Below are 13,524 nucleotides of genomic sequence, written 5' to 3' on the forward strand. Positions count from 1 at the left end.
TCCTAGCGGCCCTCGAAGCGCGGCGTGCGGCGCTCGGCGAACGCGGCGCGCCCCTCGGCGAAATCGGCACTGCCGAACAGGGCGGTCTGCTCCTCGCGTTCGGCCTCCAGCAGTTGATCCAGGCCGTGGTCGGTGCGGGCCAGCAGGCGCTTGGCCGCGGCGACCGACAGCGGGGCGAGGGCGGCGGCCTCGGCGGCGCGTTCCAGAGCGGCGTCGAGTGCCGTGCCCGGCGGGGCGAGCGAGTCGGCGAGGCCGATCTCGTAGGCGCGGGAGGCGGACACGGTCCGGCCGAACACGAGCATCTCCTTCGCGCGGCCCATGCCGACGCGCTGCGGGAGCGTCCAGAGCAGACCGCCGTCGGCGACCAGGCCGACCCTGCCGAACGCGGCGACGAACCGGGCGTCCTCTGAGGCGACCACGTGGTCGCAGGCGGCGGCGAGGGACACCCCGAGCCCCGCGGCGGCGCCCTCCACGGCCGCGATCACGGGGGTCCCGCAGGTGGCCATGAGCCGGACGGCCTCGTGCACGGGCCCGAGCCGGGCGCGGACGGCGTCGGGACCGGCGCCCTCCATCGACCGGACGTCGCCGCCCGCGGAGAACGTCCCGCCCGCGCCCGTCAGCACGATCGCCCGGACGTCCGGGTCGCCTGCGGCGCGCCGCAGTTCGTCCAAGAGCCGCTCGCGCATCGGGAAGTCGATCGCGTTGCGGGCACCGGGCCGGTTCAGCGTGATGACCCGTGCGGCCCCGTGGTCCTCGGCCGTGACCACGGGTTCGCGCGCCGCCGCGGTGTCCCGGTCGTCCATGCACCCTCCCGAAAATTTTTTATACGATATGTGAGGAGGCGGCGGTGGTGGAAGTGGGCTCCGGGGACCTCAGCCCGGCTGGTCCCTCCAGAAGCCCTGCCCCTCCAGGTGCACGACCAGCAGGGTGCCCGCGTGCCGGATGTGGGCGCGCATGGCCTGCCGCGCGCCGTCGGCGTCCCCGGCGCGCAGCGCGGCGAGGACGAGGTGGTGGTCGTCGACCGACGCCTGCGTCCAGCCCTCGATGCTGGAGTAGAACCGGCGCGGGGCGTACCGCACCACCAGCCGCAGCAGCCACGCCGTCTTCGGCGACCCGGCGCACAGGTTGATCACCCGGTGGAACTCGTGGTTGGCGCGCTCGATGGCCGCCGAGTCGCGGGCCCCGGACGCCTCTTCCAGCTGCGCCTGCGTCCGGTCGAGCGATGCCAGCTCCCCCTCGGTGATCCTCCCGGAGGCGCGGGCGGCCAGCTCGCCGGCGAAGTACGCCTGCGCCTCGAACAGGTCCTGGACGTCCTGCCGGGTCAGCGGCGCCGGCATGAACCCGCGCCGCGGCTCCAGCGTGACGAAGCCCTCGCCGCGCAGCGACAGCAGCGCCTCCCGGACGGGGGTGACGCTGATCCCGAGGTCGTCGGCGACCCGCTCCAGGCGGAGGAACTCCCCGTGCCTGACCTGGCCCGACATGATGAGCTCGCGGACGTAGTCGGCCACCTCGTCGCTCAGCTGGCGGCGCCTGCCGAGGGCCTGGCCACCGGAAATCGCCACTCTCATCGTCTCCCTGCGCGGTGGGGTCGCCACACTATCGGCGGGCACCGGTCCGCGTTCTTTGACAGCCCGGTATTTTCGAATCAAATATATGAGGTCAGCGACCGGGAGGAGACCGGTACCGTGGTCACGCTCAGCGACGAGGAACGCGCCATCGTCGAGGTCGTCGCGGACTTCGTCGACCGGGAGGTCCGGCCGGCCGCCCGGGAGCTGGAGCACGCGGGCGCCTATCCCGCACGGCTGATCGACCGCATGAAGGAACTCGGCGTCTTCGGCCTAGCGGTCCCCGAGCCGTACGGCGACGTCAGCGTCTCCAAGGCCTGCTACGCGCTCGTCACGGAGGAACTGGCGCGGGGCTGGATGACGCTCGCGGGCGCGTTCGGCGGGCACACGGTCGTCTCGCACCTGCTCGCGCTGTTCGGCACCGAGGAGCAGAAGGCCCGCCACCTGCCCCGGATGGCGACCGGCGAGCTGCGCGCCACGATGGCGCTCACCGAACCGTCCGGCGGCTCCGACCTGCAGGCGATGAGCACGGTCGCGCGGCGGGACGGCGGCCGGTACGTCGTCGACGGCGCCAAGATGTGGATCACCAACGCGCGCAGGTCCGGCCTGATCGCGCTGATGTGCAAGACCGACCCGTCCGCCTCGCCGCGCCACAGGGGCATAAGCATCCTGCTGGTCGAGCACGGCCCCGGGCTGACGGTCTCCCGCGACCTGCCGAAGCTCGGCTACAAGGGCGTGGAGAGCTGCGAGCTGTCCTTCGAAGGCTACGAGGCGCCGCTGGACGCGGTCCTCGGCGGCGAGGAGGGCCGCGGCTTCGTCCAGATGATGCGCGGCCTCGAAGTGGGACGGATCCAGGTCGCGGCGCGCGCTCTGGGCGTCGGGCGCGCCGCGCTGGAGGACTCCCTGCGCTACGCCCAGGAGCGCGAGGCGTTCGGCAAGCCGATCTGGCAGCACCAGTCCATCGGCAACTACCTCGCCGACATGGCCACCCGGCTCCAGGCGGCGCGGCTGCTGACCCTCGACGCCGCCGAGCGCCTGGACGCGGGCGAGCGCTGCGACATGGAGGCGGGCATGGCCAAGCTGTACGCGTCCGAGGCGGCGATGCAGACCGCGCTGGACGCGGTCCGCATCCACGGCGCCGCCGGGTACTCCACCGAGTTCGACGTCGAGCGCTACTTCCGCGACGCCCCGCTCATGATCGTCGGCGAGGGGACGAACGAGATCCAGCGCAACGTGATCGTCAAGCAGCTCGTCGAGCGCCACCGGATCTAGGGCGCGGCGGCGGGGTCCTCTCCGGCCCGGATCCAGTCGAACGTGCGCTCCACGGCGCGTTTCCAGTTGTCGTACTCGGCGGCGCGCCGCCCCGGCTCCATCGCGGGGACCCACCGGGCGGCGCGGTGCCAGTTGCGCCGGAGCCCTTCCAGCCCCGCCCAGTAGCCGACGGCGAGCCCGGCGGCGTACGCGGCGCCGAGCGACACCGTCTCCACCACCATCGGGCGCGCGACCGGGACGTTCAGCACGTCGGCGACCATCTGCATGACGAGGTTGTCCGATGTCATGCCGCCGTCGGCCTTGAGCTCCTTCAGGCTGAGCCCGGAGTCGGCGTTCATCGCGTCCACGACCTCGCGGGTCTGCCAGCCCGTCGCCTCCAGCACGGCCCGCGCCAGGTGCCCCTTGGTGATGTAGGACGTGAGGCCGACGATGATGCCGCGGGCCTCGCTGCGCCAGTGCGGCGCGAACAGGCCGGAGAACGCCGGGACGATGTAGCAGCCGCCGTTGTCGTCGACCGACCGGGCCAGCGTCTCGATCTCCGGCGCGGTGGTGATCAGCCCGAGGCCGTCGCGGAACCACTGGACGAGCGCGCCGGTGATCGCGATCGAGCCCTCCAGCGCGTACACGGCCGGGTCGTCGCCGATCTTGTAGCCGACGGTCGTGAGCAGCCCGTTGTCCGACTTGACCGGCGTGGTGCCGGTGTTCATCAGCAGGAAGGCGCCCGTCCCGTAGGTGCACTTGGTCTCGCCCGGGGCGAAGCACGTCTGGCCGAACAGCGCGGCCTGCTGGTCGCCGAGCGCCGCGCCGACGCGCACCCCGGGGAACACGCGGCGGGCCGTCCCGTAGGTCTCCGTGGACGACCTGATCTCCGGCAGCATCGCCCGCGGCACGCCGAAGAAGTCGAGCAGGCCGTCGTCCCAGCTCAGCGTGCGCAGGTCCATCAGCAGGGTGCGGCTGGCGTTGGTCACGTCCGTGACGTGGACCCCGCCGTCGACGCCGCCGCTGAGGTTCCAGATCAGCCAGCTCTCCATCGTCCCGAACAGGACCTCGCCGCGCTCGGCGCGCTCCCGCAGGCCGGGCGTGTGGTCGAGCATCCACCGGATGCGCGGGGCGGAGAAGTAGGTCGCGAGCGGCAGCCCGCTGCGCTCGGTGACCATGGCGGCGCCGGGGGCGCGGCCCAGCTCGTCCACGAGGGGGCCGGTCCGCATGTCCTGCCAGACGATGGCGCGGCCGATCGGGACGCCGGTCAGCCGGTCCCACAGGACGGTCGTCTCACGCTGGTTGGCGATCCCGACCGCGGCGACCTGGTTCGTCGTGACGGCCGCCTGGGCGAGCGCCTCCGGGGCGATCCGCTCGAGGTTGCGCCAGATCTCCATCGGGTCGTGCTCGACCCAGCCGGGCTTCGGGAAGTGCTGCCGGTGCTCGCGCTGGGCCACCGACACCAGGCGGCCGCCGTGGTCGAACAGGATGCACCGCGTCGACGTGGTGCCCTGGTCGATCGACATCACAAACCGTTCGGTCACGATCGGCCCCCTCCCCCTGGCCGCGCCCGTCTCCGGCCACGCGCCGCCGTGCCCGCGTCACCAGCGCGAACCGCCGAGGTCCCGGGAGACCGCGCGGGCCGCGTCCCGCACGAACGCGACGAGCCGCGGCTCGGGAACGCGGCGGGAGTCGCAGATCCGCTCGACCGCGCCGGAGATCCCGATGGCCCCGACGACGAGCCCTCCGTACCCGCGGATCGGCGCGGCGATGCCGGCCTCGCCGATCGACAGCTCCTCGGTCTCGGCGGCCCAGCCGTTCTCCCGGACCCGGGTGGCGGCCCGTGCGAGTTCCCGCGGATCGGTGATGGTCCGCCGGCAGTAGGACTCCAGGACGGTATCGCGGATGGACGCGGCGGCGTTGGCGTCGTGCGCGAGGAGCGTCTTGCCGAGCGCGGTGGCGTGCAGCGGCAGCAGCGACCCGACGTCCATCGCCTGGAGCGTGTCGTCCGGCCGGAAGACGTGGTGGACGACCAGGACCTTCCCGTCCAGCAGCGTCCCGATGCGCACGGCCTCGCCGCTGCGCGAGGCGAGCGCGTCGGCCCAGTTGATGGCGCGGGACCGCAGCTCGTTGACGTCGAGGTAGCTGGTGCCGAGATGCAGCAGGGCGGCGCCGAGCTGGTACTTGCCGGTGCCGTCGTCCTGTTCCACGAACCCCACGCGTTCCAGGGTGCGCAGGATGCCGTGCGCGGTGCCCCGGGCGAGGCCCAGCGACGTGGCGATCTCGCCGACCCCGAGCCGGCCCGAACTGGCGGCGAGCAGGCGCAGGATCGCCGCGGCCCGCTCGATCGATTGCACAGGTCCGGGCATGAATTCGATGGTAGTTCGCCCGGCGAGGTGCCGACAATGTCGACGGCCGCCGCGATCACCGTCCTATGCGCCCCGAACTGCCCGGATTCTGTGATCTGGTGCACATGGGGGAGGGTAACGGGCGCCAGGCCACGGCGAAAGTGTTCGACATTGTCGGCAGCCTCCCGTTGTAAGGCGGTTCCTCCCGGCTTAGCGTCCAGTCCAGCCTCACGGGGCTCGCGTCCACCCCACCTGCCGAGGAGTGCCCATGGCGGAACGACCCAGAATCCCCACCCTGGCCGGTGAGCTCGCCGCCGAGTTCGCCGGCACCATGATCCTCATCCTGTTCGGCGTCGGCGTCGTCGCCCAGGTCGCCGCCGCCGAGATCGGCGACCACGACAGCATCGCCTGGGCCTGGGGCCTCGGCGTCACGCTCGGCGTCTATGTCGCGGCGCGGATCAGCGGCGCCCACATCAACCCGGCCGTCACCATCGCCCTCGCCGCGTTCCGCGAGTTCGCCTGGCGCAAGACGGCGCCCTACATCGCGGCGCAGACCGCGGGGGCGTTCGTCGCGGCGCTGCTCGTCCGCTGGAACTACAGCGAGGTGCTGGCCAAGGTCGACCCCGGCCACACCATCAAGACCCAGGGCGTCTTCTCCACCCTGCCCGGCAACGGGACGCTCCCGGTCGGCACCTGGGGCGCGTTCCGCGACCAGATCATCGGCACCGCCATCCTGCTCTTCGTGATCAAGGCGCTCACCGACGTGCGCAACTCCCCGCCGCTGGCCAACCTCGCCCCCTTCCTGATCGGGCTGCTGGTGGTCGGGATCGGCATGGCGTGGGGCACCGACGCCGGGTACGCGATCAACCCGGCCCGCGACTTCGGCCCGCGGCTCGCCTCCTTCCTCACCGGCTACGGGGGCGCGTGGCGGGACCAGTACGGCGATCTCTACTTCTGGGTGCCGATCATCGGCCCGATCATCGGCGGCGTGCTGGGGGTCGGCCTCTACAAGCTGCTCATCGGGCGCTTCCTGCCGAGCGAGGACGAGAGCACCGAGCAGCCCCCCACGAAGCCCGAGCCGCAGTACGAGACGGCGTGAACCGGCCCGTCCCGCCCGCCACGACCACTCCAGGAGGCCGTACGCATGGCTGACTTCGTCGGCGCCCTCGACCAGGGCACGACCAGCACCCGTTTCATGATCTTCGATCACGGCGGCAACGAGGTCGCCCGCCACCAGCTCGAGCACGAGCAGATCCTGCCGCAGGCCGGCTGGGTCGAGCACAACCCGACCGAGATCTGGGAGCGCACCCGCGCCGTCATCCAGTCGACGCTGAACAAGGCGAACCTGAGCCACACCGACCTCGCGGCGTTCGGCATCACCAACCAGCGCGAGACGACCGTGGTGTGGAACCGGCGCACCGGCCGCCCGTACTACAACGCGATCGTCTGGCAGGACACCCGCACCGACCGCATCGCCTCCGCCCTCGAACGCGACGAGAAGGGCGACGTCATCCGCCGCAAGGCCGGCCTCCCGCCGGCCACGTACTTCTCCGGCGGCAAGATCCAGTGGATCCTGGAGAACGTCGACGGGGTCCGCGAGGCCGCCGAGAACGGCGACGCGATCTTCGGCAACACCGACTCGTGGATCCTGTGGAACCTGACCGGCGGGACGGACGGCGGCGTGCACGTCACCGACCCGACCAACGCCAGCCGCACGATGCTCATGGACCTGGAGACGCTGGGCTGGGACGACGAGCTGCTGTCGTTCTTCGGCATCCCGCGGTCGATGCTGCCGGAGATCAAACCGTCCTCGGCACCGGACGCCTACGGGGTCACCCGCGCGGACGGGCCGCTCGGCGGCGAGATCCCGCTCACCGCCGCGCTCGGCGACCAGCAGGCCGCCACGGTCGGGCAGGTGTGCTTCGCGCCGGGCGAGGCCAAGAACACCTACGGCACCGGCAACTTCCTGCTGCTCAACACCGGCAACGAGCTCGTCCGGTCGAAGAACGGCCTGCTGACGACGGTCTGCTACCAGTTCGGCTCCGAGAAGCCGGTGTACGCGCTGGAAGGGTCGATCGCGGTGACCGGGTCGGCCGTGCAGTGGCTGCGCGACCAGCTCGGCATCATCTCCGGCGCGGCCCAAAGCGAGGCCCTCGCCCGGCAGGTGGACGACAACGGCGGCGTGTACTTCGTCCCGGCGTTCTCGGGGCTGTTCGCCCCGTACTGGCGGTCGGACGCGCGCGGCGCGATCGTCGGGCTGTCGCGGTTCAACACCAACGCGCACCTGGCCCGCGCGACCCTGGAGTCGATCTGCTACCAGTCCCGCGACGTCGTCGAGGCGATGCGCGAGGACTCCGGCGTCGCCCTCGACACGCTGAGGGTGGACGGCGGCATCACGGCCAACGAGCTGTGCATGCAGATGCAGGCCGACATCCTGGGCGTCCCGGTGTCGCGGCCCGTCGTCGCCGAGACCACCGCGCTCGGCGCCGCCTACGCCGCCGGCCTCGCCGTCGGATTCTGGAACAACACCGACGAGCTCCGCCAGAACTGGAACGAGGACAAACGCTGGCAGCCCACCTGGGACGACGACCAGCGCCAGACCGGCTACGCCGGCTGGAAGAAGGCCGTCGACCGCACCCTCGACTGGGTGGATCTGGACTGACGGCACCTGGCCGCGGCGGGTCGTCGTCCGGATGGCCATCCGGACGACGACCCGCCGCAACCCGGCCATCGCACACTTGAACCGATCTTCTTCGGGAGCATGCAGTGACATCCGTAGCCCTCGGCCCGCAGTACCGCGAGGACACGCTGCGCGACCTCGCCGACACCGAGTTCGACGTCCTGGTCGTCGGCGGCGGCATCGTCGGCGCCGGCGCGGCCCTGGACGCCATCTCGCGGGGCCTGTCGGTCGCGCTGGTGGAGGCGCGGGACTGGGCGGCGGGCACGTCCGGCCGGTCCAGCAAGCTGATCCACGGCGGGCTCCGCTACCTCGAACAGCGCGACTTCGGGCTGGTCCGGGAGGCGCTGCGGGAGCGCGGCCTGCTGCTGCACCGGCTCGCGCCGCACCTGGTGCGCCCCGTCCAGTTCCTGTACCCGCTGCGCAACCGGGTCTGGGAGCGGGCGTACGTGAGCGCCGGCGTCACCCTCTACGACACGATGGGCGGGGCCCGCTCGCTGCCCCGGCACCGCCAGCTCACGCGGCGCGGCGCCCTGCGGGAGGCCCCGGCGCTGCGGTCGGACGCGCTGGTCGGCGCCGTCCAGTACTACGACGCGCAGGTGGACGACGCCCGCTACACGATGATGGTCGCCCGGACCGCCGCGCAGTACGGCGCGAGCGTCGCCACCCGGGCCGAGGTCACCGGCTTCCTCCGCGAGGGCGAGCGGGTCACCGGCGCCCGCGTCCTGGACCTGGAGGGCAACCGGGAGATCGACGTGCGGGCCCGGAGCGTGGTGTGCGCGACCGGCGTGTGGACGGACGGCGCGCAGGCGATGACCGGGTCCCGGCCCGCGTTCGGCGTCCAGGCGTCCAAGGGCGTCCACCTCGTGGTCCCGCGCGACCGGATCCCCATGGACACCGGCCTGATCACCCGGACGTCCAAGAGCGTGCTGTTCATCATCCCCTGGGGGCGGCACTGGCTCGTCGGCACCACCGACACTCCGCACGAGGACGGGCCGGACGGGCCGGTCGCCGAGCACACCGACATCGGCTACCTCCTCGACCAGGCGAACGCCGTGCTGCGGACCCCGCTGACGCACGACGACATCGAGGGCGTGTACGCCGGGCTGCGGCCGCTGCTGTCCGGCGAGATGGACGACACCACCCGGCTGTCGCGCGAGCACGCCGTCGCCGAACCGGTGCCGGGCCTCGTCGTCGTCACCGGCGGGAAGTTCACCACCTACCGGGTGATGGCGCGGGACGCGGTGGACGTCGTGGCCGAGCGGCTGGACGACTCGGTCCCCGCGTCGGTGACCGGACGGCTCCCGATCCTCGGCGCGACCGGGTTCGAGGTGCTGTGGAACGAGCGGCGCCGGCTCGCGGGCGAGTCCGGCCTGCACGTCGCGCGGGTCGAGCACCTCCTGCGGCGGTACGGGGCGTGCGCCCGCGACGTCCTGCGGCTGGTCGCGGACAGCTCCGCGCTCGGCGCCCCGATCCCCGGCGCCGAGGACTACCTGTGCGCCGAGGCCGTCTACGCGGTGACGCACGAGGGCGCGCTGCGCCTGGAGGACGTCCTGGCGCGGCGGCTGCGCGTCTCGATCGAGGAGTGGGACGGCGGCGTCGCCGCGGCGTCCCGCGTCGCGGAGCTGATCGCGCCGGTGCTCGGCTGGAGCGACGAGGACGTCGCCGACGAGATCAAGCGGTACGTCCTGTGGATCGCGTCGGAGCGGCGCGGCGGACCGGTCACCGAGGAGGCGCCGGTCACCGCCGCCTAGGCGAACGCGGCGGTCATCGCGGTCACCCCGCCCGGGGCCTCGATGGACAGCTCTCCCTCCGGGGAGCCGGCCGCCACGAACGGCTGCCGCGCGTAGACGGGCCTGCGGGCGCGGAACGACAGCTCGTTCACCTTCAGGCCCGCCCGGCGCGGCAGTTCCAGGCAGAGGATCGCGAGCAGCGGCCCGTGGACGACGAGCCCGCCGTGCCCTTCCACGCCGGTCGCGTACGTCTCGTCGTAGTGGATGCGGTGGGCGTTGTAGGTGAGCGCGCTGAACCGGAACAGCATGACCGGGTCGGCGGTCATGCTCAGCGTCCATGGAGCCCGAGCCTCGGGCGCCTCGAAGGACACCGCCGGCGGGCGGGACGCCGCGTCACCGCTGCGGTAGACGAGATCCTGCTCCTCGACCGCGATCTCGGTCCCGTCCCGGAGGAAGGTGTGCCGGACGGTCACGAACAGCATCTCGCCGCTGCGGCCCTGCTTCACCGCTGTCGAGACGAGCTCGGACCGTCGCGTCACGGTTTCCCCGACGCGCATCGGCTCGTGGATTCTGAACCGTCCGCCGGCGAACATGCGCCGTCGCTCGGGGATCGGCGGAAGGAAGCGTCCCTCGCGCGGATGCCCGTCCGGCCCCAGGTCCCGCTGCGCGGGCCGTTCCAGGAAGTGCAGCCACTGCCACAGCGGCGGCAGCCCCTCCCCCGGCGGCTCCGCATCGAGCACGCCCGCCAGCGCCACCGAGGGCCCGGCGTCGATGACCTCGCTCATCTCCTGCGGCTCCGGAGCCCATCCCGCGATATCGATCACGGCCCCATCGTCGCAGGCGCCATCCGAACGCGTTGACCCCGGTCGGCTCGGCCGGCACCTCCCACGGCGGCGGGCCTCGGCGGGATCGGTCGCAGAGGACCGCACCCCGGCGCGCGGCAGGTCATGGGGGTCGGCGGAGCGCACTCCGGATCAGACGGACTCCGTGCTGACCGGGCAGTGGGTGCCCTGGTAGATGGTGGGGACGCAGCGGTTGCAGTGGATGCACAGGGACGGGGTGGACGGGTCGGCGGCGATGCGGTTCACGAGGTCGGGTTCGCGCAGCAGGGCGCGGGCCATGGCGACGAACTGGAACCCCTCCGCCATCGCGAGGTCCATCGACGCGCGGTCGGTGATGCCGCCCAGCAGGATCAGCGGGAGGTCGAGCTCGGCCCGGAACCGGCGGGCGTGCTCCAGCAGGTAGGCGTCCTTGTAGGGGTAGGCGCGCAGGAACCTCTTGCCGAACACGCGCATGCCGACGCGCATCGGCAGCTTGTAGCTCGCCGCGAACTCCGGGATCGGCATCTCGCCGCGGAACAGGTACATCGGGTTGAGCAGTGAGCTGCCCGCGGTCAGTTCGAGCGCGTCGACGGTGCCGTCCTCCTGGAGCTTCCGGGCGACGTACAGGCTGTCGTCGATCTCCAGGCCGCCGCGGACGCCGTCCCGCATGTTGAGCTTGCCGGTGATCGCGATCCGGTCGCCGACCTCGTCGCGGACCGCGCGGGCGATGCCCAGCGCGACCTTGGCGCGGTTCTCGATCGGGCCGCCGAACCCGTCCTTGCGCCGGTTGAGCCGGGGGCTGAGGAACGCGCTGGCCAGGTAGTTGTGCCCGAAGTGGATCTCGACGGCGTCGAAGCCGGACTCGATCGCCAGCCGGGCCGCCGCCGCGTGCGCGCGGGTGACGCGCTCGATGTCCGCGGCGGTGGCGACCTTGGTGAAGGCCATGCCGAGCGGGTTGAAGAACCGTCCGGCCGAGATGGCGGGCAGCCTGGTCGAGCTGGAATCGGCGACGGGCCCGGCATGGCCGATCTGCGCGGACGCGGCGGCGCCCTCGGCGTGGACGGCGTCGGTGAGGCGCCGCAGCCCCGGGACGGCGTCGGGCCGCATCCAGATCTGGCCCCGCTCGGTCCGTCCCTCGGGCGCGACCGCGCAGTACGCGACGGTCGTCATGCCCACTCCCCCGGCGGCGGGCCGCCGGTGGTACTCGATCAGGTCGTCGGTGACCAGGGACAGCGGCGCCATCCCCTCGAACGTGGCCGCCTTGATCACGCGGTTGCGCAGGGTCAGCGGCCCGAGCCGGGCCGGTTCGAAGACGTCCATGGTCAGAGGCGTTCGAGGATGGTGACGTTGGCCTGGCCGCCGCCTTCGCACATGGTCTGGAGGCCGTAGCGGCCGCCGGTGCGGTCCAGCTCGTGGAGCAGGGTGGTCATGAGGCGGGCGCCGGTGGCGCCGAGGGGGTGGCCGAGGGCGATGGCGCCGCCGTTGGGGTTGGTGATCGCCGGATCGGCGCCGGTCTCCTTCAGCCAGGCGAGCACGACGGACGCGAACGCCTCGTTGATCTCGACGGCGTCGATGTCGCCGATGGTCATCCCGGTCTTCTTCAGCGCGTGCGCCGTGGCGGGGATCGGCGCCGACAGCATCCTGATCGGGTCCTCGCCGCGCGCGGAGACGTGGTGGATGCGGGCACGCGGGGTGAGGCCGTGGTCCCTGACCGCTCGCTCGGACGCGATGAGCAGCGCGGCGGCGCCGTCGGAGATCTGGGACGAGACGGCGGCGGTGAGGCGTCCGCCGTCCACGAGGGTCTTCAGCCCGGCCATCTTCTCCGGGGACGTGTCGCGGCGCGGCCCCTCGTCGGTGGTGACGCCCTCGTAGGGGACGATCTCGCGTTCGAAGCGGCCCTCGTCGATCGCGCGGATGGCGCGCCGGTGCGACTCGTAGGCGAACGCCTCCATCTCCTCACGCGAGATGTCCCAGTCGCGGGCGATCATCTCGGCGCCGTGGAACTGCGACACCTCCGCGTCGCCGTACCGGCGCGTCCAGCCCTTGGAGCCGGCGAACGGGCCCTCGGTGAAGCCGAGCGGCGCGGCGGCCGTCATCGCCGACCCGATCGGGATCTGCGACATGTTCTGCACGCCGCCCGCCACGACCAGGTCCGACGTCCCGGACAGGACGGCCTGCGCGGCGAAGTGCACGGCCTGCTGCGAGGAGCCGCACTGCCGGTCGACGGTGACGCCGGGGACCTCCTCGGGCAGCCCGGCGGCGAGCCAGCAGGTGCGGGCGATGTCGCCGGCCTGCGGGCCGAGGGTGTCGACGCAGCCGAAGACGACGTCCTCGACGGCGGACGGGTCGGCCTTCGTGCGGTCCATGAGGGCGGTCAGCACGTGCGCGCCCAGGTCCGCGGGGTGCGCGCCGGCGAGCCCGCCGTTGCGGCGCCCGACGGGGGCGCGGACCGCGTCGACGATGTATGCCTCGGCCATCGGGGGTCTCCTTCGTACAGGGGCCTAGCTCGCCTGGATGCCTTCGAGGAACATGGCGAGGTACTGCTTGGCGATGTCGTCGGCGGACAGCCGGCCGCCGCGCTGGTACCAGTTGGCCGCGACCCACACGGTGTCGCGGATGAAGCGGTAGACGAGGCTCCGGTCGAGGTCGGCGCGGAACACGCCCTCCTTGACGCCCCGGTCCAGCAGCGTCAGCCACATCTCCTCGAACCGGCGCTGGGAGTCGAGGAGGTAGCGGAACCGCTCGCTCGTCGCCAGGTGCTTGGACTCGTTCTGGTAGAGCACGACGGCCGGGCGGTGCTTGTCGATGGAGCGGAACGACTCGACGACGATGGCCGCCAGCGTGTCGCGCGCGTTGAGCCCGGCGTCCAGGACGCGGTCGTAGGCGGCCCACATGTCGTCCAGAAAGGTCGACAGGATCTCGTCGGCCATCGACTCCTTGGAGTCGAAGTGGTAATAGAGGCTGCCGCCGAGGATGCCGGCGGCGTCAGCGACCTGCCGGACGGTGGTGGCGGAGTAGCCCTGGGAAGCGAACACCTCGGCGGCCGTGGCGAGCAGCTCGGCCCGCCGCCCCGCGCGGGCGGCGGCGGTGCCTTCGGCGTCGCGCCGTCGTGGACTCATCGTCGTGGTT

The 13,524-nt window shown here is 72.5% G+C and carries 12 protein-coding genes; 4 read left to right on the forward strand and 8 right to left on the reverse strand.

The genetic code is table 11. The features are described 5' to 3' along the window. Positions 1 to 2 precede the first annotated feature (2 nt). Positions 3 to 803 (reverse strand): enoyl-CoA hydratase/isomerase family protein, encoded by an 801-nt coding sequence (locus BM339_RS35230; RefSeq protein WP_075023690.1) that lies wholly within the window; start codon positions 801 to 803, stop codon positions 3 to 5. Positions 804 to 872: 69 nt separating this feature from the next. Next, positions 873 to 1,568, reverse strand: a complete 696-nt coding sequence (locus BM339_RS35235; RefSeq protein WP_075023691.1) for a GntR family transcriptional regulator — start codon at positions 1,566 to 1,568, stop codon at positions 873 to 875. A gap of 117 nt (positions 1,569 to 1,685) precedes the next feature. Between BM339_RS35235 and BM339_RS35240 the strand changes: the two genes are divergently transcribed. Further along, positions 1,686 to 2,837 (forward strand): acyl-CoA dehydrogenase family protein, encoded by a 1,152-nt coding sequence (locus tag BM339_RS35240; protein ID WP_021595886.1) that lies wholly within the window; start codon positions 1,686 to 1,688, stop codon positions 2,835 to 2,837. Here the strand turns inward: BM339_RS35240 and glpK (BM339_RS35245) are convergent. Together glpK (BM339_RS35245) and BM339_RS35250 are read right to left on the reverse strand one after the other, a co-directional pair. Next, entirely contained in the window at positions 2,834 to 4,360 is a 1,527-nt protein-coding gene (glpK, locus tag BM339_RS35245; protein WP_024936372.1) for a glycerol kinase GlpK, read from the reverse strand. The genes BM339_RS35240 and glpK (BM339_RS35245) overlap by 4 nt on opposite strands. 57 nt (positions 4,361 to 4,417) lie before the next feature. Further along, positions 4,418 to 5,185 (reverse strand): IclR family transcriptional regulator, encoded by a 768-nt coding sequence (locus tag BM339_RS35250; protein WP_024936373.1) that lies wholly within the window; start codon positions 5,183 to 5,185, stop codon positions 4,418 to 4,420. Between the two features lie 247 nt (positions 5,186 to 5,432). Here BM339_RS35250 and BM339_RS35255 point away from each other — a divergent pair, with 247 nt between their 5' ends. From BM339_RS35255 to BM339_RS35265, 3 genes are all read left to right on the forward strand, one after another. Further along, positions 5,433 to 6,263 (forward strand): MIP/aquaporin family protein, encoded by an 831-nt coding sequence (locus tag BM339_RS35255; RefSeq protein ID WP_021595882.1) that lies wholly within the window; start codon positions 5,433 to 5,435, stop codon positions 6,261 to 6,263. A 45-nt stretch (positions 6,264 to 6,308) separates the two neighbouring features. Further along, positions 6,309 to 7,826: a glycerol kinase GlpK gene (gene glpK / locus BM339_RS35260; RefSeq protein ID WP_075023692.1), complete on the forward strand. Its 1,518-nt coding sequence runs from the start codon at positions 6,309 to 6,311 to the stop codon at positions 7,824 to 7,826. Positions 7,827 to 7,930: 104 nt separating this feature from the next. Beyond that, on the forward strand, positions 7,931 to 9,595 hold the full coding sequence (locus tag BM339_RS35265) for a glycerol-3-phosphate dehydrogenase/oxidase (protein WP_021598123.1): 1,665 nt from the start codon (positions 7,931 to 7,933) through the stop codon (positions 9,593 to 9,595). Here BM339_RS35265 and BM339_RS35270 read toward each other — a convergent pair. The 4 genes from BM339_RS35270 to BM339_RS35285 all read right to left on the reverse strand — a co-directional run bounded on the left by BM339_RS35270 (position 9,592) and on the right by BM339_RS35285 (position 13,514). Continuing rightward, complete coding sequence (locus BM339_RS35270; RefSeq protein ID WP_083598327.1) at positions 9,592 to 10,398, reverse strand: HTD2 family dehydratase; 807 nt, start codon at positions 10,396 to 10,398, stop codon at positions 9,592 to 9,594. The genes BM339_RS35265 and BM339_RS35270 overlap by 4 nt on opposite strands. Positions 10,399 to 10,548: 150 nt before the next feature. Further along, the gene (locus tag BM339_RS35275; RefSeq protein WP_075023693.1) at positions 10,549 to 11,715 is read right to left on the reverse strand and encodes an NADH:flavin oxidoreductase; all 1,167 of its coding nucleotides are present in this window, start codon (positions 11,713 to 11,715) and stop codon (positions 10,549 to 10,551) included. 2 nt (positions 11,716 to 11,717) lie between these two features. Continuing rightward, complete coding sequence (locus tag BM339_RS35280) at positions 11,718 to 12,872, reverse strand: acetyl-CoA C-acetyltransferase (RefSeq protein ID WP_021598126.1); 1,155 nt, start codon at positions 12,870 to 12,872, stop codon at positions 11,718 to 11,720. A gap of 24 nt (positions 12,873 to 12,896) precedes the next feature. Next, a complete protein-coding gene (locus BM339_RS35285) occupies positions 12,897 to 13,514 on the reverse strand; it encodes a TetR/AcrR family transcriptional regulator (RefSeq protein ID WP_021598127.1) in 618 nt (205 codons plus the stop codon). Positions 13,515 to 13,524: the final 10 nt, after the last annotated feature.

The organism is Actinomadura madurae, assembly GCF_900115095.1.
GTDB classification, from domain to species: Bacteria; Actinomycetota; Actinomycetes; order Streptosporangiales; family Streptosporangiaceae; genus Spirillospora; species Spirillospora madurae.

Coding starts and splice junctions, on each gene's coding strand:
- BM339_RS35230 (WP_075023690.1), bottom strand. CDS start 803: ATGGACGACCGGGACACCGCGGCGGCGCGCGAACCCGTGGTCACGGCC.
- BM339_RS35235 (WP_075023691.1), bottom strand. CDS start 1,568: ATGAGAGTGGCGATTTCCGGTGGCCAGGCCCTCGGCAGGCGCCGCCAG.
- BM339_RS35250 (WP_024936373.1), bottom strand. CDS start 5,185: ATGCCCGGACCTGTGCAATCGATCGAGCGGGCCGCGGCGATCCTGCGC.
- BM339_RS35255 (WP_021595882.1), top strand. CDS start 5,433: ATGGCGGAACGACCCAGAATCCCCACCCTGGCCGGTGAGCTCGCCGCC.
- glpK (WP_075023692.1), top strand. CDS start 6,309: ATGGCTGACTTCGTCGGCGCCCTCGACCAGGGCACGACCAGCACCCGT.
- BM339_RS35275 (WP_075023693.1), bottom strand. CDS start 11,715: ATGGACGTCTTCGAACCGGCCCGGCTCGGGCCGCTGACCCTGCGCAAC.
- BM339_RS35280 (WP_021598126.1), bottom strand. CDS start 12,872: ATGGCCGAGGCATACATCGTCGACGCGGTCCGCGCCCCCGTCGGGCGC.
- BM339_RS35285 (WP_021598127.1), bottom strand. CDS start 13,514: ATGAGTCCACGACGGCGCGACGCCGAAGGCACCGCCGCCGCCCGCGCG.